Origin of the sequence: Liquorilactobacillus sucicola DSM 21376 = JCM 15457, from assembly GCF_000612445.1 — a bacterium.
GTDB classification, from domain to species: domain Bacteria; phylum Bacillota; class Bacilli; order Lactobacillales; family Lactobacillaceae; genus Liquorilactobacillus; species Liquorilactobacillus sucicola.
This window is the reverse complement of record NZ_BALC01000002.1, coordinates 80344-106622: the sequence shown is the minus strand read 5'-3', so window position 1 is coordinate 106622 and position 26279 is coordinate 80344. Positions and strand designations below refer to the sequence as shown.

The window sequence follows — 26279 nt, the reverse complement described above, 5'->3', positions numbered from 1 at the left end:
CTTACTTTTGATCAATGCGATGAAATGTAAACCAAAGCCAACGAAAGTGCAAAAAAGATGACACCTAATACAACAGTCACTTTTTGCATGAATGCTTCAAAGCCACGCGGCTTTTGTTTGCTAAAAAGATCAGCTGCTCCTCCAGAGAGTGCGGTTGATGCATTATCAGTCTTGGCAGGCTGCATCATCACAGCAATTATTATCAGCACTGAATCAATCATTAACAAAGTTAAGAGTAAATTATACAAGCTTATACCTCCTTGCCATTTTGGCAACCTACATCTTCTATAATTTAGCATAAATTCAATTGTTTTTCCAGTTTCATTTTCCGATACCACAACTGCGTCAAAAAAACCGTTTCGAATAACCTACATATGAAAGAGTTTCGTTGTTAAAAAAAGCAAGAATAATTACAAGAATGGGGCAATAAATCTTGCTCAAGCTTCCCTTTTTACTCTTGATATACATGTTTCATAAATCAAAGATCTTCGTCTAAGTTCAGAACTACATACGTAATTGCAATCTATTGTGAGCAATCTGTTGCTACAAAAAAACGACTATTCCTGCCATGAAGAACTTTTAGAGAAAGAAAAATACACTCATATATGATTATATCGCCAATTGCTGCCAGGCATAGAAAATGCCATATACAAAAAATTGAGGATGGTTTCTTCCCGAAGTACTGCAGATTTTTCTAAATAAATAAGCAACACTATTGAAATACTTCGAACTCATCATGATGAAATCCATAATACCTTTATCACTCAGTATTCAAACAGCTCCATTGAGAGCTTCAATGCTAAAATCCAAGTAATTAAATGTACTATCTTTGACCATCGTAATTATAATTGCTTTAGATTTATGAATTTGGTACTTGCTGTTTTAGACTCTATACAAAAAGAGCTCTAATCACAAAGTGAATTAGAACTCTAATATTCGGATTCGTCGATAACAATCGACGAAGAGCCTTAATAATATATTTCGTAACTCAAATCATCAAAGAAGCGTGCTTACTTGCTTTCGATTTCTTCGCGAGCTTGTGCACTCAAGTTGTAGAAGGATTGGATACCCTTGTACTGTGCTACATTCTTCCCTAATTGATCTTCAATTCTCATCAATTGGTTGTACTTAGCAATACGATCAGTACGGCTCATAGAACCTGTCTTGATTTGTCCAGCATTAGTTGCAACAACTAAGTCAGCAATTGTTGTATCTTCTGTTTCACCAGAACGATGTGACACGATAGCTGTGTAACCAGCTTCCTTAGCCATTTCAATTGCTTCAACTGTTTCTGTCAATGTACCGATTTGGTTAACTTTGATCAGAATTGAGTTTGCAGCACCCAGCTTAATACCTTTTTCCAAGTATTGTGTGTTTGTTACAAAGAAGTCATCCCCAACCAACTGAACTTTCTTGCCCAAGCGGTCTGTGATCACTTTCCAATCATCCCAGTTGTTTTCATCGATAGGATCTTCGATTGAAATAATTGGGTATTTAGCTGTCAAGCCTTCAAGGTAGTCAACAAATTCATCTGTTGAGAATTCTTCGCCTGTTGACCAACGTAACTTATACTTGCTTGTTTCGTTATCCCAAAGTTCTGACGAAGCAACATCAATTGCAATTGCAATGTCTTTACCTGGTTTGTAACCAGCTGCTTCAATAGCATCGATCAAGAACTTCAAAGGTTCTTCATTGTTTGCGAAGTCAGGAGCAAAACCACCCTCATCACCAACTGAAGTTACCTTACCAGCATCTGACAATAACTTCTTCAAGTTATGGAATGTTTCAGCACCCATACGAATTGCTTCTTTAACTGAAGAAGCACCAACAGGCATGATCATAAATTCTTGGAAGTCAACCTTGTTGTCAGAATGTGCACCACCATTGATGACATTCATCATTGGTGTAGGCAGTACGTGTGCATTGAAACCACCCAAGTAGTTGTATAAAGGCACTTGTAATTCATCTGCGGCTGCACGTGCAGCTGCAATTGAAACAGCTAAAATAGCATTTGCACCTAATTTGCCTTTGTTAGGTGTACCATCTAAAGCAATCATTGCCTTATCAATAGCAACTTGATCTGTTACTTCATAGCCAACGATTTCTTTTGCAATAACATCGTTAACGTTAGCAACAGCTTTTGTAACACCCTTACCCAAGAAACGAGATTTGTCGCCATCACGTAATTCAACAGCTTCATGTTCACCAGTAGAAGCACCTGATGGAACGATCCCACGTCCAAAAGCACCTGCTTCTGTGTAAACTTCTGCTTCAACTGTTGGGTTACCACGTGAATCTAAGACTTCGCGTGCATAGATTTCTGTAATACTAGACATAATACACTCTCCTTTGAGTTTGTTTGGCTTGAGTTTTTACCTCAACCATATTTTAAAGGTTTTGACAGCCAGTTTCAATCACTTATGCTACAAAATTTTATTAGTCTTTGTAATTAACAAGTTGCAAGTATGAATCTGGAACTAATGAAGCTCCACCAACTAAACCACCATCGATGTTTTCTTTTGCCATTAATTCTTTGACATTAGCTGGTTTAACAGAACCACCGTACTGAATACGCACTTTGTCAGCAACCGTTTGGTCATACAACTTGGCAACAGTTTTACGTACAACAGCACAGATTTCTTCTGCTTGATCAGAAGAAGCAGTCTTGCCTGTCCCGATAGCCCAGATTGGTTCATAAGCAATAACCAAACTTGAAACTTGTTCTGCGGAAAGGCCCTTAAGAGCAGCTGTTACTTGACCTTCAACCCACTCTTCAGCTTTGCCAGCTTCACGAGTTTCGAGTGATTCACCACAGCAGATGATTGGCAACAAGCCGTTTTTGAAAATAGCATGTGCTTTTTTGTTGATGTCTTCATCAGTTTCGTGGAAGTAATCGCGACGTTCTGAGTGACCAATGATCACATAGTCAACGCCCATTTCTTTCAAGACCTTAGGTGAAGTTTCACCAGTAAAGGCACCTTCATCTTCAAAATAGCTGTTTTCAGCAGCAACTTTTAATTCAGAACCCTTAGCATTTTCAAGTAATGCAGGCAAGTCAACAGCAGGAGCTGCGATAACAGCTTCAACTTTTGTACTTGCTGGCAATTTATCTTTAACAGCTTTTACAAATTCAGCAGTTTGTTCTGGATTCATATTCATCTTCCAGTTTCCTGCGATAATTGGTGTACGCACGTATATCATCCTTTCAAATCTCGATTTAGCAAATAATGCTCACACAGTTTATTAATAATCCCTTTTGTCCTAACAATAAAGATTATTTATCAGAAACTGCTGCAATTCCTGGCAATGTCTTTCCTTCAAGATATTCAAGTGATGCACCGCCACCAGTTGAAATATGAGTAAGCTTATCAGCAACACCCAATTGTTGAACAGCTGCTGTCGAATCTCCACCACCGACGATAGTTGTTGCATCTGTCAAGGTTCCCAAGAATTCACCAACTTCAAGTGTACCTTTGGCATAGTTGCTCATTTCAAAGACACCCATTGGTCCGTTCCATACAACTGTTTTAGCATCTTTTAAAACGTCCTTGAATAAAGCTACAGATTTTGGTCCGATATCAAGAGCCATGTAGCCATCAGGAATGTCACCATCAACAACCTTATTAGGAACATCATTATCAAATTTTTCAGCAACAACTGAATCTGTTGGTAAAACAAGTTTGTCGCCAGCCTTTTCGATAATCGTCTTAGCCAATTCAATTTTATCTTTTTCAACTAAAGAATTGCCAATCTTAATGCCCTTAGCAGCATAAAATGTGTAAGTCATACCACCACCGATAATAACCTTATCAGCTTTTCCTAATAGATGATCAATAACACCGATCTTATCAGAAACTTTTGCACCACCAAGAATTGCTACAAATGGATGTTTAGGATTGTCAACAGCATTACCTAAGAACTTAATTTCTTTTTCAAGTAAGAAACCAGCTGCTGCTTTATCCATATTACTTGCAATACCCACGTTTGATGCGTGTGAACGATGAGCTGTACCAAAAGCATCATTCACATAAACATCACCAAGAGATGCCCAGTATTTGCCAAGTTCAGGATCATTTCCAGATTCCTTTTTGCCATCCAAATCCTCAAAACGTGTATTTTCAACAAGCAAGATATCACCATCATTTAATTTGTCAATGGCTTCTTCAAGTTGAGCTCCGCGAGTTGCAGGAACAAAGGTTACAGGTTTTTTGATTAAATCTGCGAGACGTTCAGCAACAGGACGTAGTGAAAGTTCTTTCTTATCTTCTTCTTTCTTTACACGACCAAGATGTGAGAAGAGAATAGCTTTGCCGCCATTTTCAACAACATACTTGATAGTAGGTAAAGCAGCAACAATCCTGTTATCATTTCCAATAACACCATTTTTGATAGGAACATTGAAATCAACACGGATCAAAACTTTTTTATCCTTAACATCTAAATCAGAAACAATTAATTTAGCCATAAAAAGCAATCCTCCAATTTATAATTTAAAAACAAAAGGCGAAGAGAGTATTGCCTCCCCCCGCTCGATGACTTGCAATTAGTTCAGTTCATCAACTTAGCGCTAAAAGCTAAATCTTAAAGCAAACTAGCAAATTTTTCCAATGTACGGATCATTTGAGCAGTAAAGCCTGATTCGTTATCATACCATGCAACAGTCTTAACAACTTGGCCTTCACCCTTACCAACAACCTGTGTTTGTGTAGGATCAAAGACAGAACCGAATGTTGTACCGATAACGTCTGAAGAAACGATGCCATCATTGTTGTAACCGAATGATGAGTTTCCTTCTGTAACTTTCTTAACTGCTGCATTAACTTCGTCAGCTGTAACTTCTTTGTCAAGAGTTGTAACTAATTCTGTCAATGAACCTGTGATAACTGGTACACGTTGTGCATGTCCGTCCAATTTACCCTTCAATTCTGGAACAACTAAGCCAATTGCTTTAGCAGCACCTGTTGAATGAGGAATAGTGTTTTGTGCAGCAGCACGTGCATTACGAACATTGCCACCACGATCTGGACCATCTTGTAATTTTTGTGTAGCTGTGTAAGCATGGATTGTTGTCATTGTACCAGCTTTGATACCAAATGCATCGTTAACAGCTTTTGCAAGTGGTGCCAAGCAGTTTGTTGTACATGAAGCAGCAGAAACGATTTTATCTTCTGGAGCCAATGTGTCATCGTTAACACTGTAAACGATTGTACGAACATCGCCAGCTGGAGCAGAAATCAAAACGCGCTTTGCGCCTGCTTCGATATGTGCTGAAGCTTTTTCTTTTGATGTGTAGAAACCAGTTGATTCAAGAACTAATTCAACACCATCATTTTTAACCCAAGGAATATTACGTGCATCTGCTTCTGCGTAAACAGGGATTGTCTTGCCATTAACAACAAGAGCGTTATCCGTAGCAGAGATTTCAGCGTCAAATTGGCCATGAGCTGTATCGTATTTCAATAAATGTGCCAACATAGCTGGGGAAGTTAAATCGTTGATAGCAACAACTTCCAAACTTTCTGAAGTTTCAGCAATACGACGGAATGCTAAACGACCAATGCGGCCAAAACCATTAATACCTACTTTAGTAGTCATACTAAAATTTCCTCCTTTAGGAAATAAAAAATTTATTTTAAAAAGCGGTGTCGGTTAAACACTACTCTTTTAAAATCACCTTAGCTGCTCCCTCATCTGTTATCAAACAGGTTTGCTTAGGAGCCAATTTCATGTAAGCAACGATTGCTTTGGCCTTAGAAGTACCTCCCGCAACCGCGATTACACTTTTCATATTAGCGAGATCCTCAAGTTGCAAGCCCACTCGTGGAATCTTATAAACAACTCGGCCTTCCTCATCAAAAAAGTAGCCGAACGCCTCACCCACGGCATGCTCCCGCTTAAGTTCAGCTATGCTTGCCTTTGACATGTCACGCCGCTTTGCCATCGTAATAGCCTCGCCGATGCTATGAATCACAGCATTGCTATTGCGAATAAGCTGCACAACTTCCAGAATACTTGGTTCTTGCATCAAAGGAGCATAAGCTTTCTCGCTGAGCTGCTCTGGCACATATAAGGTACGATGCTTCCCACCTGTACGCAATGCCATTTGAGCGCTCACACTGTTAGCCTGAATATCAACAGCCTCGCCGACACCACCTCGTGCTGGAACAAAGAGCAACTCTCTTTTTTCAGCAATTCTTGGTGTCAATCGTGCGGCAATCCTTGCCATTGTTGTACCGCCCATAACTGCGATTACATTTCTGCCTTCAGGCAACAAGGTTTGCAGAGTATCATTGACAAGTTTACCCATCGTCTCAATGACCTTGACTTGCTCATCACAGTCGCCTGAAACAATTAGACACCGATCAATTCCCAGAAACTCACTAAGCCTTTTTTCGCGCCGTTGAATTCCAGCCAACTGATCCATCAATCCGCGTAGCTTGTGAATAACTGCCTTGCCTTCCTCTGTTATTACCATTCCCGATTTAGTCGAAGTGATCAACCCTTGGCGCTTAAGAAAATCAGTTTCAGTCCGTAAAACCCGTTCTGTCACTCCCATTTCCTGTGCCAACAGCCTTCTCCCGATAGGCCCCGACCAGTATATATGGCGCATTATCATAAACCTCTGCACCATGGTCTCTACCATGTCAGGTGCGATCTTTTCTATCCACTCTAATTCCTGGTGCATTTTACGACCCTTCCTAGCGGGACTGCTTTCGTCCATCGGTGTCACAAAGCGACCCATCAAGCTAAAAAAAACAAAGCACAACAACAATTCTATTATCTTAAACTGTTCCTATACCTCATCACAACCTGAATTATAGCAATAATCCTTATCTATTGCAAGCAGTGGACATAAAACATCAAAGCCCTCGAAAATCCGTATTCAATTATTATTATTATTTCTAAAGTTTACATTTTTGCGAATGATTTACTTTAAATCTACCTTTTTTCTTAATAATGGCGAACAATGATTTTTTGTGTTTAGTTTCTCGCCTTTTACTTCAAAATTATTTTTATCTTTTTTCGCCAAAACGTTTACGTTTACTTGAAGAAACTATTCCCATCATGTCACGGTATTTAGCTACAGTTCTACGCGAAATTTTGACCCCATTTTGAGCAAGATGTTCTACCAGCCTACTATCTGAGAGTGGTTTCGCCTTATTTTCCGCATCCACTAGAGCTTTTATCTGTGATTGAACTGCGTCTGCCGTTAATTCTTCATCTTCCTTACTATTATTGACCCTTTTAGTGAAAAAGTGTCTTAATTCAAACACACCAAAATCGCATTTTAAATATTTACCATTGACCGCCCGACTAACGGTCGACTCGTGGAGATGTAACTCATGTGCAACATCTCTTAACAATAATGGATTGAGAGGGTGTTCATCTTTAAGAAAAAAACCCGCTTGGTGATTGACAATTGCCTGACCAACGCGCTCAATAGTAGCACCGCGCCGCTCTATATTTCGCACAATATTAAGATAATCTGCCTTTTTTTCTCTTAAATATTTTTTCACTTCTGCGTCCGGCATTTGCGAAAATTCATCAAAGTAATCTTTTTTAAACACTACTAGAGGCCTGCTCTGTTTTGTAACATCGAGTTTTACGCTTTGATTCTTTCTGTCAATCTCCACTAGGAGGTCTGGATATACATAGCCAATATCATCTTGTCCAAAAACCGCCCCAGGTGCTGGGGACAGAGTGCGTACATAATCGAAAACATTTTGAACTTCCTCTAATGAAATTCCAAAATGTTGTGCTACCGCAGACCACTTGCGATCAGCAAATTGAACAAAACTTTCATCAATGATTTCGTATGCGTACTTGGGCGCATTATCACTATTTTCAATTTGCAATAAAAGACATTCCTTCAAATTTCGTGCACCTATTCCTGGTGGATCAAGCTGTTGCAGCAAAGTTAACGCATCAAGTAATGTAGTTTGATCCACATGAGTTTTTTGCAGAATTTCAGTAAGATCAATCCTCAGGTATCCATTAGTGTCTAAATGATCAATGAGGAAAACGACCCAGCCCTCAGAACTGTTTTTCTCATTGTTAAATGTACTTGCGACAAAAGATAATCGTACAGCGATTGCTGTTTGTGTTCAGCCGTCTGCGAAATCCAATCATCCTTCTTGTCCGCGTTATCACCAGAGCTAGCCGAACTGCCTGTGTAGCTCATGCGGTCATTGATTTTTATAAAAGGATTATCCAATTGCTGCTGTGCTAAAAAGTCATGCAGATCTTCAATACTGTATCTCAAAATCTGAATAGATTGTTGCATTTGTTGCGTCATCGCAAGCTTTTGAACTTGCTGTTGTTCCTGACCATATATTTGTTCAAGAGGCATTTTTTATTTCACCTGACTTTTTTTACTTGTCAATTAGCTATGTTTCCGTTAGAATAGTAAGAGTGTTGCGCCGCTAGTGTAATGGATCGCACGCAAGATTCCGGTTCTTGTAATGTGGGTTCGACTCCCACGTGGCGCATTTTTAAAACCAATATCTGATGCTACTGATCTCAAGGCTGAGTCGTAATACTGCTGACTCAGCCTTTTTCATATACAATCACAATTGATTTTCAGCAACACCTTATCCCCTACGGATAACCGCTGTGTTATACTTCACAATTCCAATTTACATTTTAACATTAAACTACCTAGTTAGTCGAAAGTAACGTTACTATAGAATCATTTAAAATATGTTGCAGTTTATTTGACCTTTTTTGACCAATAGTTTAAACTAGCAACATAGCCTTATGAATGCTAAAATTAATGGCGTTAAAATTAGTTAGGAGGTACTACAGATGAATTTAGTTCCTACAGTTATTGAACAATCTTCAAGGGGTGAGCGTGCCTATGATATCTACTCCCGCCTTTTGAAAGATCGAATCATCATGCTTTCAGGTGAAGTTAACGATGATATGGCCAACGCCATCATAGCGCAATTACTTTTCCTTGACGCACAAGATTCTGAAAAAGATATCTATATTTATATCAATTCTCCTGGCGGAAGCGTTACTGCCGGTTTAGCTATCTACGATACAATGAACTTTGTCAACGCTGATGTTCAAACAATCGTAATGGGTATGGCAGCTTCTATGGCCAGTGTGTTGGCAACTGCTGGCACAAAGGGAAAACGTTTCGCGCTGCCTAATTCCGAGGTAATGATCCATCAACCTCTTGGCGGAGCCCAAGGGCAAGCAACTGAAATTGGGATTGCTGCTCAACATATCCTTAAAACACGTAAATTAATCAATAAGATCTTGGCCGATGGTTCTGGTCAGGATATGGAAGTTATTAATCGTGATACAGAACGCGATAACTTCATGTCGGCACAAGAGGCTGTCGATTACGGCTTGATTGATGGTATCATGAAAAACAAGAAGAAAATAAAATAGTTGTTGCAAATGAGTTTGAAATATAACTCAAAATTGCTAAAAACAAGCGAGTGTACCTAAGTCAGTATCGAGTACTATCGCGAAACTACACACATAGCAAGTGGTTTTTAGATGGAGAGTTTTGACTTATGGAGCACGTTTATACGAAAAAAATAGGAGCTAGGTTAAAATTTAATTTTGACCTAGCTCCTATTTTTTTGCTATCGCTTTAAAATTATTGAATTCGTCGCATGCCAGATAAGTTCTCAAGTTAATATTTTCATTGCTGCACATGCTATGCCCTTGACCATCTAGATACTGGCACCTTCACGTAGTTGCTGTGCAAGTTCGTTTATTTTGCGCAAACGATGATTGATGCCAGACTTGGAGATCGGTCCGCCTGGCACTATTTCACCGAGTTCTTTCAAACTGACCTCTGGATTTGCAACTCGCGTATTAGCCACACTCTGCAACTTAGGCGGTAATTTGTTAATGCCAACTGTTTCTTCAATATATTGAATATTTTCAATTTGTCTTTTGGCCGCATCTGCTACCTTATTCATATTTGCATTTTCACAGTTAACGATCCTATTCACCGAGTTGCGCATATCACGAATAATCCGAATATCCTCAAACTTTAACATTGCATTGGTTGCTCCTATCAAGGACAAAAAATCGGCAATTTTTTCAGCTTCCTTCAGATAGGTTATATAACCACTTCTCCTTTCAGTCTTACGCGCATTTAATTGATAACGGTTTATCAGATTGCAAATCATATCGTTTTGTTCTTCATAGAGCGAGTAGATTTCAAGGTGGTAGCGGCTTTTTTCAGGATTATTAACAGATCCGGTTGCTAAAAATGCTCCTCGCAAATACGAACGCACTTTAGCGTCATCGTTTAGAAAATTTAGTGGAACACTGTTCTTAATGTGCAGGCCCTCAAGAATATCGAGATCATTCAACACAAGTTCGCTGCCTTTTTTCAAACGTACAATATAGAGATTATTCTTTTTTAATTTCATTTTGCGCCTAACCAGCAGTTCACTTTCAACTTCATAGAATTTTTTTAAAAGCGTATAAATTCTTCTAGCAATTGCTGGGTTTTCAGTCTGAACGTTCAAAATAAAATGATGCTGGGCAATACTTAGTGAGCCATTCATACGAATAAGCGCCATTAATTCTGCTTTGGCATTCGCAAAGTGAACATCAAGTGTTGTTAATTCTTTCTTTACTTCGCTTGCATAAGACAATCGACAGCACCCCTCTACTTAGTTGAATTCATTCTCGTTCCATGATAAAGGACGACTTGTTAGCCGCATCAACTCTTCAACAACTTGACTTCCATTATGAAATACTCCGCGATCGCGCAGTTCAAGAAAATTATCTGAGATAACACGGCAACCCTCTTGACGCAGGCCATTAAAATCATGTTTGACTTGAAACAAATACTCATCATACTTTTGATGATCCATATAATTATCAGGAACAGGCTGTGTGTTTACTAAAACAGTGTCAATAATTTTTTGGCCCAGATGATGATTAAGAACCCGCACGTGATCAGCATCGGAAAAATGTTCGGTCTCACCCTTCTGTGTCATGATATTACAAATATAAATAACCTCGGCACTAGTTTCACAAACTGCTTTACCGACATTCGAAATCATTAAATTAGGTAAAATACTTGTAAAAAGACTCCCCGGTCCCAAAACTATTTGATCGGCTTCCATAATAGCGTCCACCACTTCTCGAACAGCATGCGGCTCTTCGCCATCAACGCCTGTCACCCAGACGCGTTTGATTGTCTTATCGGCAGCCGATATCTCCGATTCGCCAGCAAGAACTGTCCCATCTGTGAATTCAGCGTTCAAGATCAATGGATCATTTGCGGCAGGGTAGACATGCCCGTCAATCATCATCAACTGCGATAGTTCCTGAACTGCATTGAAGATTCCATCACCATTCATCTCTGATAATGCTGCGATAATTAAATTGCCGATAGCATGCCCTGAGAAAAACTGATCACTTGACTTGAAACGATACTGGAAGATTTTTTTGTAAATCTCAGGTGTATTTGACAAAGCAACTAGCACATTGCGAATATCTCCTGGCGGGACAACATTGATATAATTGCGAATAATGCCTGAAGACCCACCATCATCAGCAACAGTAACAATCGCAGTGATATCAGCATTTTTTCTGCGTAGCGCATGCAAAATAACCGGTAACCCAGTTCCGCCTCCTATGACAACAATATGCGGCCTTTGTCGCCGCCTACTAGTTAGATTATTTATCATGACCGATTAATAGACTCCTTTCGCCGTTTGATGTCCCGGTGAGACGTCCTTACCGGATAAATTGCCGCCAGACTATCGCCTATTCTCTTCGCTAGAGCAACTGACCGGTGTTGGCCACCGGTGCACCCTATCGCAATCGTTACACTTGATTTGCCTTCATTTTTATAGCCAGGAATTATATTTTTTAAAAGTGTGATGAACTGCTGATAAAATGATTCTGTTTTATCAGAGTTCATCACATATTCATACACTGGTTCATCCAATCCTGTTTTCTTTTTAAGCTCTGGCACATAGTATGGGTTCGGTAAAAACCTAACATCCATCACAATATCTGCATCAATTGGCAAGCCATATTTAAAACCAAAAGACAAAACCTCAACATGAAAAGCTGTCGATTCACTTGTTTCAAAATTATGAAAAATCTCTTCACGCAGCTGCCTTGGAGTTAATTTGCTTGTATCCACTACCAGTTGAGCCTTAGAACGTATATCTGAAAGTAAATCACGTTCTAACTTGATCCCATCCATCAGCCTGCCTCCATCGCTAACGGGTGTGAACGTCTTGTTTCTTTGTATCTAGCGACAAGTTCAGCGTCAGATGCATCCAAAAATAGGATTTTAGCATCAATAAAGTTGTCGCTGCCGAGATCATTCAACATCTCAATAATTTCGTCATAAAAAGCGCGGGAACGTAAATCAATCACCAATGCTACTTTATTAACTTTTCCAGATTCACGGACCAATTCCCAAAACTTCGGCAAAAGTGTTGGTGGCATATTGTCAATGCAAAAATAACCTAAATCCTCAAAACTTTGAACTGCCACAGTCTTACCAGCTCCGCTCATCCCGGTAATCACGACTAATTTTAACGGTTCTTTCATTACAATTCCTCCAATTTACACTCTTTTAACATTATAACACACCGGGTGTTTCACAATACTTTTGCACCCTCACATTTTACAAAATAAAGGCCAAAGCAAAATGAAAACAAACCTTTGCTTTGGCCTTTGATTTGTAAAAATTCCAAAAAATTATTACAAAAAAGATTTTTTTATTCAACTACCTTGCGAACAAAAGGATCTGAAGAAACTCCCTCGTCTAGGATCTTGTGACACCATTCTTTAGCTGAAAATAATGAGTGATCACGGTAATTACCGCAACTCTTAATGTCAGTTCCCTGAACATCCTCCCAAGTTGAATTCTCAATATCTTGCAATGCACCCTTCAAAGCTCGAGCAACCTCAACAGTATCATGCTCACCCCATGTAATCAAATGGAATCCTGTACGGCAGCCAAAAGGTGAACAATCAATAACACCATCTAATCGATCACGCAAGTAGCCCGCAAGCATATGTTCAATTGTGTGTAACCCCGCAGTCGGGATCGCATTCTCGTTCGGTTGAACTAAACGTAAATCATAATTAGATATCTTATCGCCCTTGTTCCCTTCTTCAATTGTGATAAGGCGTACATACGGGGCCTTAACTGCCGTATGATCCAAAGTAAAACTTTCAACCTTTGCCATTCACTATCCACTCCATTCTATTCTACATCATTACTATACTGTAAGCACAATTAGGTAAAAAATCAAGTACTCAACTATGTTTTTGCTCACGCGCACGTTCAAGCGCCGCATGCAAATATTTCCCTGTATAACTTTCTTTAACATGTTCAACCTCTTCAGGCGTTCCGGTGGCAACAATGGTTCCACCGCCGTCACCGCCTTCCGGTCCTAGATCTATCAAATGATCTGCAGTTTTTATAACGTCTAAATTATGTTCAATCACTAAAACTGTGTTGCCTTTATCAACAAGCCGCTGCAAAACACTCAGCAAATTTTTGATATCGTCGGTGTGCAAACCGGTGGTTGGTTCATCTAAAATATAAAAAGTTTTTCCATTGGATTTTCGATGCAGTTCAGACGCAAGTTTCATCCTCTGGGCCTCTCCACCCGATAAAGTCGTCGCGGGCTGCCCCAACTTAACGTAGCCTAACCCAACATCTACAATAGTCTGCAATTTGCGTCTGATCTTTGGAATAGCCGCAAAGAAATCTAACGCTTCAGCAACCGTCATATCTAAAACCTGTGCGATATTTTTCCCTTTGTACTCAATCTCCAATGTTTCCGAATTATAGCGTGCCCCATGGCAAATCTCACATGGTACATACACATCAGGCAAAAAATTCATTTCGATTTTTATTATGCCATCGCCTTTGCAGGCTTCACAGCGTCCGCCCTTGACATTGAAACTAAAGCGCCCTTTACCATAACCACGCATCTTCGCGGCATTTGTTTGCGCAAACAAAGCACGAACATCATCAAATACACTCGTATAAGTAGCTGGGTTGCTTCTTGGTGTCCGCCCTATTGGGCTTTGGTCAATATCAATTACTTTCTCCAGACTTTTTACACCTTCAATTTTTTTGAATTTACCAGGCTTATCTGAATTACCATTTAATTTTTGTGCTAAAGCACGTTTTAAGATCATGTTGACAAGCGTCGATTTACCTGAACCTGAAACTCCAGTAACAGCTATAAATTCGCCTAAAGGAAAATCAACATCGATCTTCTTCAAATTATTTTCAGCAGCACCCTTAATTCGCAAAAATTTTCCATTCCCTGGTCGTCGCTCACTTGGTACTGCAATAAACCTTTTTCCTGACAAGTACTGTCCAGTAATTGATTTGCGGGAACGTGCGACCTGTTTTGGAGTACCAGCAGCCATAACTTTCCCACCATTACTCCCGGCTCCTGGGCCAATATCTATTACATAATCCGCCGCTCTCATTGTATCTTCATCGTGTTCAACTACGATCAACGTATTACCTAGATCACGCATTTTTTTCAAAGAAGAAATCAAGCGATCATTATCTCTTTGATGTAATCCGATTGATGGTTCATCCAGAATATACAGCACGCCCGATAAATTAGAGCCAATTTGCGTAGCTAATCTTATTCGTTGAGCCTCTCCGCCAGACAAAGTCCGCGCTGAACGGCTTAAAGTCAAATATTCAAGCCCAACATTGATTAAAAATGTGAGCCGATCTTTTATCTCCTTTAAAATTGGATGTGCAATCGTCGTATCTTGTTCATTAAAAGTAATCTTTTCAAAAAAGTGCAATGCTGCTGCAATGTTGTCATCTGAAACCTCACCGATGTGCCGGCCGCCAATCTTGACAGCCAGTGCTTTTCGGTTGAGACGATAGCCATGACAAGTCTGACAAGTTAGACTTGTCATATATTTGCGCATCACGTCACGGGTAAAATCACTATTAGTTTCATGATAACGTCTTTTAATATTCGGAATAACACCTTCAAAGGGAACATCAACATCCCGCACACCGCCAAAATCATTTTCATAGTGGAAGTGAAAAATTCTGTCACCGGCACCATATAGAATAGTTTTCTGCTCGGCAGGAGTTAATTTTGAAAAAGGTATGTCCATATCTATTTCAAAAGCTGTACACATTTGTTTGAGTAAAGTTGGATAATACTTAGAACTTATCGGATTCCAAGGTTCAATTACACCTTCATTTAAAGTTTTATCAGGATTGGGAATAACTAAATCTTTGTCCACCTCAAGTTTTACACCCAATCCATCACAATCTGGACACGCGCCAAATGGTGCATTGAAAGAAAACAAACGCGGTTCCAGTTCACCGATTGTAAAGCCGCAATATGGACATGCAAAATTTTCTGAAAACTGAAGCAGCTCGCCACCAATAACATCAGCACTAGCATACCCATCAGAAAGACGTAAAGCAGCTTCAAAAGAATCGAAAAGCCTTGAACGGATGCCATTTTTAACAACTATCCTATCGACTACAACTTCGATCGAATGTTTTTTGTTCTTATCCATTTCAAACTTTTCTTCAATATCATGAATCTCGCCATCAACACGAACTCGCACAAACCCTTCGCGTTTTTATTTTCTCAAAAATTTTTTTATGCTGTCCCTTTTTTTGCCTAATAATAGGTGATAGAATCTGTATTTTAGTTTTTTCTGGCAGTTGTAGAATACGATCGACCATTTGTTCAGGAGACTGACTTGTAATTTCATGTCCGTCATTAGGACAGATTGGAGTTCCCACTCTAGCCCATAAAAGGCGCAAATAATCATTTATCTCGGTAACAGTTCCAACTGTCGACCTTGGATTTTTCGACGTTGTTTTCTGATCGATCGAAATTGCTGGTGACAGTCCATCAATCGAATCAACATCTGGTTTATCCATTTGCCCAAGAAATTGCCGGGCGTAAGCGGATAAACTCTCAACGTACCTGCGCTGACCTTCGGCGTAGAGCGTGTCAAATGCTAATGAACTTTTGCCCGAACCTGATAAACCAGTCATTACAACCAGCTTATTTTTAGGAATTGTAACATCAATATTTTTCAAATTATGTGCACGAGCCCCATGGATCACAATTTTATTCTGTCCCACTCTTCATTTCCTTCCTTCATCCATCGCAATGTCTATTCGATTTGCGCCTTTAATTCCATAATTGTATCACGCAAAGTTGCAGCCTCTTCAAAATCAAGTTTTTTAGCTGCCGCCCTCATTTGATCTTCCAACTTGCCTATCATTTCTTTTTGATCATCAAGTTCCAAATCATTAAATTCTAGTTCCGTAAATGATGCTTTCTTCCCGCTATCTTTAGCCGGTTTTGTTATCGAGATTAAATCACGAATCTTCTTTTTGATCGTTTTCGGTACAATATGATGCTCTTCGTTATATTTTTCCTGAATACCACGCCGGCGCTTAGTCTCTTCAATCGCTGCTTTCATTGAATCCGTGACACTATCAGCATACATAATCACTCGACCATTTTCATTACGTGCTGCACGCCCAATAGTTTGAACAAGTGAACGTTCACTGCGTAAAAATCCCTCTTTGTCAGCATCTAGAATTGCTACCAGTGAAACCTCTGGGACATCAATTCCCTCACGCAGCAAATTTATTCCTACCAGTACATCAAATTTTCCAAGACGCAAATCACGAACGATCTTAGTTCTCTCCAATGTTTTAATATCTGAGTGCAGATACTTAACCTTGATACGTAATTCCTTCAAATAATCTGTCAGATCCTCTGACATTTTCTTAGTAAGTGTCGTTATAAAAACACGTTCATTGCGTTCGACCCGCTTGTTGATCTCACCTACCAGATCATCCATCTGTCCCATAATCGGTCGAACTTCAATTATCGGATCCAACAACCCTGTCGGCCGAATAATCTGCTGGACTATTTCATTCGTCTGTTCCTGCTCATAAGGACCTGGCGTAGCAGACATATAGACTATCTGATTGACATGTTTTTCAAATTCAGCAAGTGTCAATGGTCTGTTATCAAGTGCACTTGGCAATCTAAAACCATAATCAACAAGCATCTGTTTGCGTGCACGATCACCATTATACATTCCGCGAACCTGAGGCATCGTGACATGCGATTCGTCAACTACAATCAAGAAATCTTTGGGAAAGAAGTCTAGTAATGTATAAGGCGGCTCACCTTCTTTTCTGCCATCCATATGTCGCGAATAGTTCTCTATCCCAGAACAGTATCCCATTTCGCGCAGCATTTCAATGTCATAGGTCGTACGCTGTTCCAAGCGTTGTGCTTCTAATAATTTATTGGCATTCTTAAGTTTCTTCAATTGCTTATCCAGTTCAGACTGAATCCCAGCAATCGCCTTATCCATGATATTATCATTCGTCATAAAATGCGTCGCAGGAAAAATAGATACGTGACTGCGGTCGCCGATGATCTCCCCTGTAAGCGAATCAAATTCTCGAATACGATCAATTTCATCACCAAAAAACTCAATTCGCAATGCACGTTCGTCGCGCGAGGCCGGAAAAATTTCAACTACATCACCATGCACTCGAAAACGCCCGCGTTGAAAATCAATGTCGTTACGTTCAAATTGAATGTCGACCAACTGACGCAATAAGGCGTCGCGCTCCAATGTCTGTCCAACGCGCAGTGAAAGTGTATGCTCCTGATATTCATGAGGATCACCTAATCCAAAGATCGACGAAACAGACGCAACTACAATTACATCATTTCGTTCCAAAAGCGAGCTAGTTGCTGAATGCCGTAATTTATCTATCTCATCATTGATACTTGAGTCTTTTTCTATATAAGTATCACTTGAAGGTACATAGGCCTCAGGTTGATAGTAATCATAATAACTAACAAAGTATTCAACCGCATTGTTTGGAAAAAATTCTTTAAATTCACCGTAAAGCTGCCCCGCCAATGTTTTATTATGTGCTAAGACAAGCGTTGGCTTATTAACATCCTTTATCACATTTGAAATTGTAAATGTTTTTCCAGTTCCAGTTGCACCCAGTAAAATCTGTGCTTTACGTCCTTCTTTTATACCCCTTGACAGTTTTTCTATAGCCTGTGGCTGATCACCAGTTGGCTGATACGCTGAAACTAAATCGAACCTTCGATCCATCTGTTTTTCTATCACATCTCTGGCCTCCGTGCTCTTTTTAATTACAAAAAGACCACGACAATTGACTGCCACGGTCTATTCATTCGCTCACTTATTTTAACACAGCGAACATACTTTCGCACGCATCGCGTATTTTTTTAATAGGTATATTCCTCAATCATTTTCTGACGAAGGGTCTTTAATTGACTTGTCCAGTAAACATCATAAATGTCTGGGTTTTTCAAACGCAAACACGCCATAGGCAATTCGGCGATTCTTTTCTTCGAAAAAGCTTGGATTTCCATCGTTTCGGGTACATGATATAATAAAGTTCCTTTTTTAAAAATCTGCACTTGCAAGGGTTTTAAATGCCATGCTTGTAATTGTCTCACATGCTGTGTCTTATTAGGATCAGAATTATATATTTCACTGCTTTTTTCCACTTTCTCAGAATCGAGACACAATAAATCACCATGTGACTTGCCTTCTGCATCATACAAACGATATAAACGCTTAAACCCGGGAATAGTTGTTTTTTCAACAGTATTGCTTAGTTTTATTTTAGGTGTTACTACATTATCTTCCTGCGTCGCTACTAGTTTATAAACGCCGCTTAAAACAGGGTCTGAAGCTGCTGTAATCAATTTTTCGCCAACACCAAAGCTATCAATTGCAGCGCCTTCTTCCAAAACGTTTTGAATAACTTCCTCGTCTAATGCATTCGAAACAGTAATCGTTGCATCTTTAAAACCTGCATCATCAAGCATCTTACGTGTTTGTTGTGTTAGTACTGTAATATCACCCGAATCAATACGTACCCCAAGATGATCATTTATTCCCATTTTCTTTAATTTCTTAAAAATTCGGATAGCGTTAGGCACACCTGATTTTAAAACATCATACGTATCCACTAGCAATAGACAATTATGCGGGTAAACTTCCATCCAAGCCTCAAAAGCTGCCTGCTCACTCGGAAATGATTGTATCCAGCTATGTGCCATTGTTCCTAACGGCTTTAAACCAAATAGTTTGGCACTCAAAACATTCGCCGTTCCTGAACAACCACCGATAACAGCGGCGCGAGCGCCATAAGTGGCAGCATCGGCCCCCTGAGCCCGGCGCGATCCAAATTCCATTACTGGACGATTCCGAGCCACCATACATATCCGACGTGCTTTTGTTGCAATCAATGACTCATGATTTACAATGTTAAGCAGCATAGTTTCAAGTAATTGAACTTGTACCAAGGGCCCCTTAACTGTCAGGAGTGGTTCATTTGGAAAAACAGGGGTTCCCTCTTCAACAGACCAAACATCACACTCAAATCTAAAATCACGCAAATATTCAAGAAAAGCATTATCAAAAATATGTAATTCTCTTAAGTATTCAATATCTGAAGCACTAAAATGGAGCTCATCTAAATATCTAATAACCTGTGCTAAGCCCGCATATACTACTAAACCGCCTTTATCTGGAATTTTACGAAAATACAAATCAAAATAGCCAATTTTTTGGGGCTGTTTCCTAAAAAAGCCATTAGCCATTGTTAGTTCGTACAGATCAAGCAGTAAGGACAAATTTCTTGTTTTCATCAGTTTCCTCCAATAAACACACTCACATCAAGGGTGTCAAGACATTAATTAATTACAAATTATACCTATGTTCAATCCTTGTCAAGTTTTGTCATGATACAGAAAACCCAGCTCATCTAAGCGTTGTTGAATTTTATTGAAAGCTGCCTCATCTTTGCAGCTAATATTGTGTAAGTGAATCCCGTTGGTAAGGCTTGCTAATAGTTTATGATTTTCATTTTTTACACGACTCATAAAATCATTAATATCTGACTGATTTGCTAATCCTAAGGTTCCAACAATTTGCCCATAAACACTGTGTTCAATTAGGACATCTACAACCTCACCCCCTAGAGAGATAATGTTTTCCAATTCCTCCCTATCTGTTCAAATGTATGCTGGCATACTACGACGCCGTGATAAGAGGTGCTTTCTTCTTGGTATTTATATCCGTTTACTGTTGAAATAATCGGTTCTCCCTGCGCACGCAAAAGTGCTATATCACCAACTACTGTTTGGCGACTAACACCATATTTTCGTGCTAATTGATTTGCGCTAATCAATTTTTGATTCTGCAGCTCATCTTTGATCGCTGCTCTTCTCTTAATAGTATTCATTGACTAACTCCCTTTCCTGCAGTTTTTCAAATATACACAAAAAGAGGAAATGCGAATCTTACTTCGTTTTCCTCTTCTAGGCATAACTTAAGCCAGCTGCTTATTTTTTAATAAATGCACTAATTGCATCTTCAAAAGACTGCCTCTTAGCATATGATTCATCTTGCGAAGCCGCTTGTGTTCCAATATAAAACTTAATCTTAGGCTCTGTTCCTGAAGGACGAACAGCAATCCATGATCCATCTGTTAGCAGGTACTTGAGGACATTTGACTTAGGTAAATCAATCTTCTCTGTTTTACCATTTTTAAAATGTTTTTCAGAATTCGAGAAGTCTTCCATTGCTGCAACTTCAACATCTGCAAAACTTGCAGGTGCACTCTGACGGAACTTAGTCATCAAATTCTTAATCTCCTGTGCGCCTTCAACGCCATCAAAAGTCAACGCGATCGTCTTTTCTGCATAATAACCGTATTTCCTAAACAAATCCTGCAAACCATCATATAGATTTTTACCTTGTTCTTTGTAATAAGCTGCAACTTCGGCCAACATTACAAGTGACTGGATGGCATCTTTGTCACGTACAAAAGGCCGGACCAAGTAGCCGTAGCTTTCCTCAAATCCAAAAACAAAAGTATGCTCATTTGTTTCTTCAAAATGCTTTATTTGCTCGGCAATAAATTTAAAACCGGTCAATACATTAATCATTTGTATGCCATAGTTTTTGGCAATCGCTGTTGCAAATTCGCTTGAAACGATCGACTTCACGACTGCTGCATTTTCTGGCAGCTGATTGCTCTTTTGCCTTGCTGTTAGGATATAATCCAACATCAGCGCGGCAATCTGGTTTCCTGTTAATAGTTGGTATTCGCCTGTTGGTTGACGTACAGCCGCACCCAAACGGTCAGCATCTGGATCGACCGCAATCAAAACATCAGCATCTTCTTTTTTGCCCAACGCAATTGAGAGGTCGAATGCTGCTGGATCTTCTGGATTAGGTTTTGTAACAGTTGAGAATTCAGGATCAGCCTTTGCTTGTTCTGGAACCATCGTAAAATTAGCAAAGCCTGCCTGTTTTAAGGCTTTTTCTCCAAGCATTGCGCCTGTTCCGTGCAACGGTGAAAAAATCAATTTCATCGTTTTGCCTTCTTTTGCAACAAGCTGCTGATTAATCGTGACTTTTTTTACCTCAGCTAAATAAGCATTATCTACTTCCGAACCAATGATTTTCAATTGCTTATTTTCTGCAAGCTTCTCCTCATCAGCAACCTTTATACTGAACAAATCACTGGCTTGCCTAACAAATTTCGTAATCATATTTGATTCTTCAGGTGGCATTTGTCCACCATCTTCACCATATATTTTATAACCGTTGTATTGTTTTGGATTATGACTTGCTGTTATCATGATACCAGCATAAGTGTGTAAATGACGAACAGTAAATGACAGCTCCGGCGTTGGTCGTAACCCTTCAAAGACATAGCTTGGTATTCCATGCGCGCCTAAAACTTTTGCTGCTTCATGAGCAAAATCTTTCGAATGATGTCGCGAATCAAAACTGATTGCTACCCCACGCTTTTTGGTCTCATCATCCAGCGTGTCCATGAACAAAGCGAGCCCTTCAGTTGCTTGCCTAACGGTATAGATGTTCATCCTGTTAATACCGACTCCAAGCACACCGCGCATACCCGCCGTTCCAAACTCTAAAGGTGCATAAAAAGCATCTTCAAGTTCTTCTTCATTGCCTTCAAGCTGACCCAGCTCCTGTTTTAATGATTCTTCAAGATTTTGATAATCAGCCCATGTTTTATATGTTTTTTCCCAACTCACATGATCACTCCCAAATTTTCTCTACACCCAGTATACTATAAAATAAACCGTTTTTATGCACAAAATGATAAAATTTTTGCAAGTTGGAAAGCTGTGTTCGTTAATCGAATCAATATATCATACTTCTGAACCCTAAGAGTGGTATCTGTTACCCCACCCATAAAACATCAAAAAAGCCAGCATTCAAGACTATAGTAGGTTAGTAAGCTTGAAATGCCCGCTTTGCATTTTTGTACGTATAAACTGCTATTAAGTTTTTCAATCCTTTAATGATTCAATATAACTGAAAACCCCTTGCCCAGCAATACTTCCATCCCCAACGGCAGTTGTAATCTGGCGCAATTCCTTTTTACGAACATCTCCAATCGCAAAAATTCCTGGAACCGCAGTTTCCATCTTTTCGTTTGTTTCAATCCAACCCTCTTCATCAGTAATTCCGAGTTCACGGAAGGGTTCAGTCATTGGCTCAACTCCGACATAGATGAAAACACCACCGATCGGTAATACTTTGTCTTTGCCAGTTTTCTTATTGTGTGTCATCACTCCGGTGACCTTTTGTCCATCACCTTCAATTTCAGTAACAATCGTATCCCAAACAAAGTCTATCTTTGAATTAGCAAATGCCCGATCCTGAAGTATTTTCTGTGCCCGTAGTTTGTCGCGTCGATGCACCACATCTACCTTCTCAACTAGTTGAGTTAAATATGAGCCTTCTTCAATTGCTGAATCACCACCACCAACAACTACAACTTCGCGATTACGGAAAAAAGCTCCATCACAGACCGCACAATAGGAGACACCACGTCCGCTGTATTCTTCTTCTCCTGGAACGCCTAGTTTTTTATACTGTGATCCCGTTGCAATAATAAGAGCTTTGGTTGTGTATTCATTGCTGTCAGTTTTAATTATTTTTGTATTATCAGCAGTAACTGTTATTCTTTCAACATTTCCATAAGCATACTCTGCATCAAACTGCGTTGAACTTTCATACATTTCTTTTGCAAGATCGGGGCCTAAAATTGATTTAAATCCAGGATAATTTTCGACTTCAGCCGTGTTATTCATTTGGCCACCGTAAATGCCGCGATCTAGCATCAAAACAGACAAATTCGCCCGAGAAGCGTATAGTGCAGCCGTCATCCTCCGGGACCAGCTCCGATGACAATCACATCGTAATTTTTTGCCACTTGTGTAAAACCCTCTTTCCCTCAAATATGACTTCAATGCTTCATATTATAGCTTACTTTATGTAAGCAAGCTAATTATTTGTTTGTTATCTTCAAAGATTAATTGGTTGGTATCTTATTTATTCAGACCTGCCTTCACGCTGCATCAGATCTGAGATGGCTCTTTTGATGTTTTTGCCTTCATATAGCACCTGATAAATAGCAGTTGTAATTGGCATATCAATTTTCTTTTGTAAGGCTAATTCGTAGGCCGCTTTAGTAGTGCTGAGTCCCTCAATCACCATTCCCATGTTTTCAATAACATTTTGCAGCTCTTCACCACGCCCTAGCTGATCTCCCGCGCGCCAATTTCGTGAATGAACACTGGTACAGGTAACTATCAAGTCGCCAACACCTGATAAACCAATAAAAGTCATCGGATCTGCTCCAAGTGCTATCCCTAAACGAGCTATCTCGGCAAGGCCGCGCGTCATCAGAGCAGCCTTTGCATCATCGCCATAACCAAGTCCATGTAATGCACCTGCGCCTAGAGCAATGATATTTTTAAAGGCAGCTCCAAGTTCAACCCCGATAATATCCGTATTAGTATAAACACGGAAATAATTATTCATAAACATCCGCTGTACGTTTTTCGCACTTTTTAGTTCTGTGGAGGCTGCTGTCACAAGTGTTATATCCCTTTTTGCAACTTCCTCAGCGTGGCTTGGGCCTGAAAGAGCAACAATCCCCTCACGGTTTTCTTCAGCAATCTCTTCACCGATTATTTCTGATATTCGCTTATGCGTCCCTAACTCCAATCCTTTACTGGCGTGAACAATTGTTGGCTTAAGCCTTTAGCATTCAAAATACTTGCTACGTCAGCAGTAACTGTACGCATTGCCTTTGTTGGTATAGCAAACAAAACCATGGTTGCATCATCAAGAACTTTTTCAAGTTCAACTGAAGCAACCAATCTTTTGTCATAAGTAAAATTCGCCAAATAATGACGATTTGTATGCTGCTTATTTAATTCATCAACCTGTTCTTTTCTTCGTGACCATATGTATACCTTGTGTCCATTCATTACCAAAATATTGGCTAAGACACTGCCCCATGATCCTGCTCCAATAACTGCTACTTTAGACACTAAAACCACTCCTATTTCCTATCCAAATTCGTTATTCCATCAGCATACCACGGCTCAAGCGGTTCCCAATAGCGACGTAAAATCCAGCCTGTGACTGCTCCCACAAACAAAATTACTGATAACCATTGCGAAACACGCAAGGCTCCTAGCATAAGACTGTCTGTCCGCATTTGTTCAATGAAGAATCTTCCGAAAGAGTACCAGATAACATAGCTGAAAAATACCTCACCGCGTTTAAATAAGTTACTACGTCTTCTGAGACAGATCAGTAACACGAATCCGATAATATCCCAAAGTGATTCATATAAAAATGTCGGCTGCCGATAGGCACCTTGAATATTCATCTGCTGAATAATAAATGCCGGTAAATGCAGTTTTTGCAGGAAGGACAGTGAAGTCACTGCCCCATAAGCCTCTTGGTTCATGAAATTTCCCCAGCGACCGATGCCTTGAGCCATAATAACTGTAGGTGCCACAACATCCAACATTAACCAGACTGGAATATTGCGTTTACGGCAAAAGACAATCACTGTAATCAACGCCCCAATCAACGCTCCATAAATCGCTATTCCGCCGTCCCAAATGCGATAAATCTCGCCTAGATGGTTTGCATAGTAGCTCCACTGAAAAATCACATAATAAATACGGGCAGAGATGATAGAAAACGGAAGTGCCCAGAGAAGCATGTCGTAGATATCATCCTCTATGATCCCTCGTTTCCTTCCTTCTTTAACAGAAAGGATGACTGCCAATACAACTGCACTAGCAATGATAATACCATACCAATGAACCTCAATTGGTCCTAAAGTAAATGCGATCGGGTTCAATGCCCCCAAAAAAGACTTCACTTGCGTCACTCTTTCTCTATCATCAATTAGAATTATTCTTGATCAAATTGTTTAGATTATTTTCAAAAGCTTCAGTTGCGTCGTAGCCCATTGTCCTCGCTCGATAATTCATCGCAGCCGCTTCAATAATAATTGCAAGGTTGCGTCCAATTTTAACTGGAATTGTTATTTTCGGTATATCTACATCAAAAAGGCGCACTTTTTGTTCGCCAGTCCCCAAACGTTCAAACTGTTTGTCTGGACTCCAATTCTCTAAATGGACAATCAATGAAATATCAGTTTCAGCCCGCACAGCCCCTGCCCCAAAAAGATTCATCACGTCAATTATTCCGATACCTCTAATTTCCAATAAATGATTTAAGATCTTAGGAGCTTCTCCTACAATCGTTTGTTCATCTTTTTGATAGACCTCCACTCGATCATCAGCGATCAGACGATGCCCTCTTTTGATTAAATCCAAGCTGTTTCGGATTTCCCAACACCTGAATCGCCCGTTATCAAGACCCCTAGCCCATAAATATCAACCAAAACCCCATGCATAGATTTTCGTTCTGCTAATTGCGACTCCAAAAAATCTGTCATTTTCGATAACACACGAGTCGTTGAAAGTTTAGATCTTAAAATAGGAATCTCATTCTTTTTAGCAGCTCTTTCAAGCTCCTCAGGAACTGGTAGATAACGTGAAATCACAAAACAAGGAGTTGTAGGATCTGCGCAAAGTTTTTCCATAACATTCACACGATCTTCGGCTGTCATTTTACGCGCATATGAAATTTCAGTCATTCCTAGAAGTTGAATTCGCTCTGCGGGATAATAATCAAAATACCCCGTCAGTTCCAAACCAGGTCGTGAGATATCACTTGTTGATATCATTTTCTTTTTTAAAACAGTTGCCCCCGTATATACAGACATTCCTGCAGCCTTGGCTAAACTTTCCACATTTACATTGTTACTCAATTGCCAACTCCCCCTATCAAGTATGCGCTCAACC

At 39.7% G+C, this 26279-nt stretch carries 20 protein-coding genes, 1 tRNA gene and 5 pseudogenes; 3 read left to right on the top strand and 23 right to left on the bottom strand.

Features of this window, described 5'->3' with window-relative positions; all coding sequences use genetic code 11:
• Positions 1–11: 11 nt before the first annotated feature.
• Positions 12–248, bottom strand: a complete 237-nt coding sequence (secG, locus tag JCM15457_RS03725; protein ID WP_034987765.1) for a preprotein translocase subunit SecG — start codon at positions 246–248, stop codon at positions 12–14.
• Between the two features lie 454 nt (positions 249–702).
• Here secG and JCM15457_RS12590 point away from each other — a divergent pair, with 454 nt between their 5' ends.
• Positions 703–909, top strand: a complete 207-nt coding sequence (locus tag JCM15457_RS12590) for a transposase (RefSeq protein ID WP_081778197.1) — start codon at positions 703–705, stop codon at positions 907–909.
• A gap of 101 nt (positions 910–1010) precedes the next feature.
• Here JCM15457_RS12590 and eno read toward each other — a convergent pair whose 3' ends face one another.
• The 7 genes from eno to JCM15457_RS12585 form a co-directional block, all read right to left on the bottom strand.
• Positions 1011–2336, bottom strand: a complete 1326-nt coding sequence (gene eno / locus JCM15457_RS03720) for a phosphopyruvate hydratase (protein ID WP_034987764.1) — start codon at positions 2334–2336, stop codon at positions 1011–1013.
• Positions 2337–2436: 100 nt separating this feature from the next.
• The gene (gene tpiA / locus JCM15457_RS03715) at positions 2437–3192 is read right to left on the bottom strand and encodes a triose-phosphate isomerase (protein ID WP_034987763.1); all 756 of its coding nucleotides are present in this window, start codon (positions 3190–3192) and stop codon (positions 2437–2439) included.
• A gap of 82 nt (positions 3193–3274) precedes the next feature.
• A complete protein-coding gene (locus tag JCM15457_RS03710) occupies positions 3275–4465 on the bottom strand; it encodes a phosphoglycerate kinase (RefSeq protein ID WP_034987760.1) in 1191 nt (396 codons plus the stop codon).
• A 116-nt stretch (positions 4466–4581) separates the two neighbouring features.
• A complete protein-coding gene (gene gap, locus JCM15457_RS03705) occupies positions 4582–5595 on the bottom strand; it encodes a type I glyceraldehyde-3-phosphate dehydrogenase (protein WP_034987759.1) in 1014 nt (337 codons plus the stop codon).
• Between the two features lie 61 nt (positions 5596–5656).
• Positions 5657–6685 (bottom strand): sugar-binding transcriptional regulator, encoded by a 1029-nt coding sequence (locus JCM15457_RS03700; protein ID WP_034987756.1) that lies wholly within the window; start codon positions 6683–6685, stop codon positions 5657–5659.
• Between the two features lie 328 nt (positions 6686–7013).
• Complete coding sequence (rpoN, locus tag JCM15457_RS03695; RefSeq protein ID WP_369384613.1) at positions 7014–8015, bottom strand: RNA polymerase factor sigma-54; 1002 nt, start codon at positions 8013–8015, stop codon at positions 7014–7016.
• Positions 8003–8350: an RNA polymerase factor sigma-54 gene (locus tag JCM15457_RS12585; protein WP_369384603.1), complete on the bottom strand. Its 348-nt coding sequence runs from the start codon at positions 8348–8350 to the stop codon at positions 8003–8005. The genes rpoN and JCM15457_RS12585 overlap by 13 nt, the downstream gene beginning before the upstream one ends.
• 67 nt (positions 8351–8417) lie before the next feature.
• Between JCM15457_RS12585 and JCM15457_RS03690 the strand changes: the two genes are divergently transcribed.
• Positions 8418–8489: transfer RNA gene (locus JCM15457_RS03690), tRNA-Arg, on the top strand.
• 316 nt (positions 8490–8805) lie between these two features.
• Positions 8806–9399, top strand: a complete 594-nt coding sequence (gene clpP / locus JCM15457_RS03685; RefSeq protein WP_034987755.1) for an ATP-dependent Clp endopeptidase proteolytic subunit ClpP — start codon at positions 8806–8808, stop codon at positions 9397–9399.
• Positions 9400–9689: 290 nt separating this feature from the next.
• Here clpP and whiA read toward each other — a convergent pair whose 3' ends face one another.
• The 15 genes and pseudogenes from whiA to hprK all read right to left on the bottom strand — a co-directional run bounded on the left by whiA (position 9690) and on the right by hprK (position 26245).
• The gene (gene whiA, locus JCM15457_RS03680; protein WP_034987753.1) at positions 9690–10628 is read right to left on the bottom strand and encodes a DNA-binding protein WhiA; all 939 of its coding nucleotides are present in this window, start codon (positions 10626–10628) and stop codon (positions 9690–9692) included.
• 18 nt (positions 10629–10646) lie between these two features.
• Entirely contained in the window at positions 10647–11672 is a 1026-nt protein-coding gene (mgfK, locus tag JCM15457_RS03675; protein WP_034987751.1) for a gluconeogenesis morphogenetic factor MgfK, read from the bottom strand.
• Positions 11669–11995, bottom strand: a complete 327-nt coding sequence (locus tag JCM15457_RS12720) for a RapZ C-terminal domain-containing protein (protein WP_439645837.1) — start codon at positions 11993–11995, stop codon at positions 11669–11671. Before JCM15457_RS12720 ends, mgfK begins: the two co-directional genes overlap by 4 nt.
• A 138-nt stretch (positions 11996–12133) precedes the next feature.
• Positions 12134–12516: pseudogene (locus tag JCM15457_RS12715) on the bottom strand (RNase adapter RapZ); the annotation flags it as partial.
• A gap of 206 nt (positions 12517–12722) precedes the next feature.
• Positions 12723–13196 carry an S-ribosylhomocysteine lyase gene (locus JCM15457_RS03665; RefSeq protein WP_034987749.1) on the bottom strand — a complete coding sequence of 158 codons (474 nt, stop codon included), beginning with the start codon at positions 13194–13196 and terminating at the stop codon, positions 12723–12725.
• Between the two features lie 70 nt (positions 13197–13266).
• Positions 13267–16111 (bottom strand): annotated as a pseudogene (gene uvrA, locus JCM15457_RS03660) (excinuclease ABC subunit UvrA).
• A gap of 32 nt (positions 16112–16143) precedes the next feature.
• Positions 16144–18132: an excinuclease ABC subunit UvrB gene (gene uvrB / locus JCM15457_RS03655; RefSeq protein ID WP_187325789.1), complete on the bottom strand. Its 1989-nt coding sequence runs from the start codon at positions 18130–18132 to the stop codon at positions 16144–16146.
• A 137-nt stretch (positions 18133–18269) separates the two neighbouring features.
• Positions 18270–19703, bottom strand: a complete 1434-nt coding sequence (locus JCM15457_RS03650; RefSeq protein WP_034987746.1) for a nicotinate phosphoribosyltransferase — start codon at positions 19701–19703, stop codon at positions 18270–18272.
• 81 nt (positions 19704–19784) lie between these two features.
• The gene (locus tag JCM15457_RS12330; protein ID WP_235725559.1) at positions 19785–20054 is read right to left on the bottom strand and encodes a 3H domain-containing protein; all 270 of its coding nucleotides are present in this window, start codon (positions 20052–20054) and stop codon (positions 19785–19787) included.
• Positions 20033–20299: an HTH domain-containing protein gene (locus JCM15457_RS12325; RefSeq protein ID WP_235725557.1), complete on the bottom strand. Its 267-nt coding sequence runs from the start codon at positions 20297–20299 to the stop codon at positions 20033–20035. The genes JCM15457_RS12330 and JCM15457_RS12325 overlap by 22 nt, the downstream gene beginning before the upstream one ends.
• Positions 20300–20399: 100 nt before the next feature.
• On the bottom strand, positions 20400–22127 hold the full coding sequence (locus JCM15457_RS03640) for a phospho-sugar mutase (protein ID WP_034987744.1): 1728 nt from the start codon (positions 22125–22127) through the stop codon (positions 20400–20402).
• 258 nt (positions 22128–22385) lie between these two features.
• Positions 22386–23314 (bottom strand): annotated as a pseudogene (gene trxB / locus JCM15457_RS03635) (thioredoxin-disulfide reductase).
• Positions 23315–23433: 119 nt separating this feature from the next.
• A pseudogene (locus tag JCM15457_RS03630) lies at positions 23434–24440 on the bottom strand (NAD(P)H-dependent glycerol-3-phosphate dehydrogenase).
• Between the two features lie 11 nt (positions 24441–24451).
• A complete protein-coding gene (lgt, locus tag JCM15457_RS03625) occupies positions 24452–25288 on the bottom strand; it encodes a prolipoprotein diacylglyceryl transferase (RefSeq protein ID WP_152537268.1) in 837 nt (278 codons plus the stop codon).
• A gap of 22 nt (positions 25289–25310) precedes the next feature.
• A pseudogene (gene hprK / locus JCM15457_RS03620) lies at positions 25311–26245 on the bottom strand (HPr(Ser) kinase/phosphatase).
• Between the last annotated feature and the right edge of the window lie 34 nt (positions 26246–26279).

Bases quoted from the DNA above. Each gene is read 5' to 3' on its own strand.
- eno (WP_034987764.1), bottom strand. From the start codon at position 2,336: ATGTCTAGTATTACAGAAATCTATGCACGCGAAGTCTTAGATTCACGT.
- JCM15457_RS03710 (WP_034987760.1), bottom strand. From the start codon at position 4,465: ATGGCTAAATTAATTGTTTCTGATTTAGATGTTAAGGATAAAAAAGTT.
- gap (WP_034987759.1), bottom strand. From the start codon at position 5,595: ATGACTACTAAAGTAGGTATTAATGGTTTTGGCCGCATTGGTCGTTTA.
- JCM15457_RS03700 (WP_034987756.1), bottom strand. From the start codon at position 6,685: ATGCACCAGGAATTAGAGTGGATAGAAAAGATCGCACCTGACATGGTA.
- JCM15457_RS12585 (WP_369384603.1), bottom strand. From the start codon at position 8,350: ATGCCTCTTGAACAAATATATGGTCAGGAACAACAGCAAGTTCAAAAG.
- clpP (WP_034987755.1), top strand. From the start codon at position 8,806: ATGAATTTAGTTCCTACAGTTATTGAACAATCTTCAAGGGGTGAGCGT.
- mgfK (WP_034987751.1), bottom strand. From the start codon at position 11,672: ATGATAAATAATCTAACTAGTAGGCGGCGACAAAGGCCGCATATTGTT.
- JCM15457_RS12720 (WP_439645837.1), bottom strand. From the start codon at position 11,995: ATGGATGTTAGGTTTTTACCGAACCCATACTATGTGCCAGAGCTTAAA.
- JCM15457_RS03665 (WP_034987749.1), bottom strand. From the start codon at position 13,196: ATGGCAAAGGTTGAAAGTTTTACTTTGGATCATACGGCAGTTAAGGCC.
- uvrB (WP_187325789.1), bottom strand. From the start codon at position 18,132: ATGGATCGAAGGTTCGATTTAGTTTCAGCGTATCAGCCAACTGGTGAT.
- JCM15457_RS03650 (WP_034987746.1), bottom strand. From the start codon at position 19,703: ATGAAAACAAGAAATTTGTCCTTACTGCTTGATCTGTACGAACTAACA.
- JCM15457_RS12325 (WP_235725557.1), bottom strand. From the start codon at position 20,299: ATGAATACTATTAAGAGAAGAGCAGCGATCAAAGATGAGCTGCAGAAT.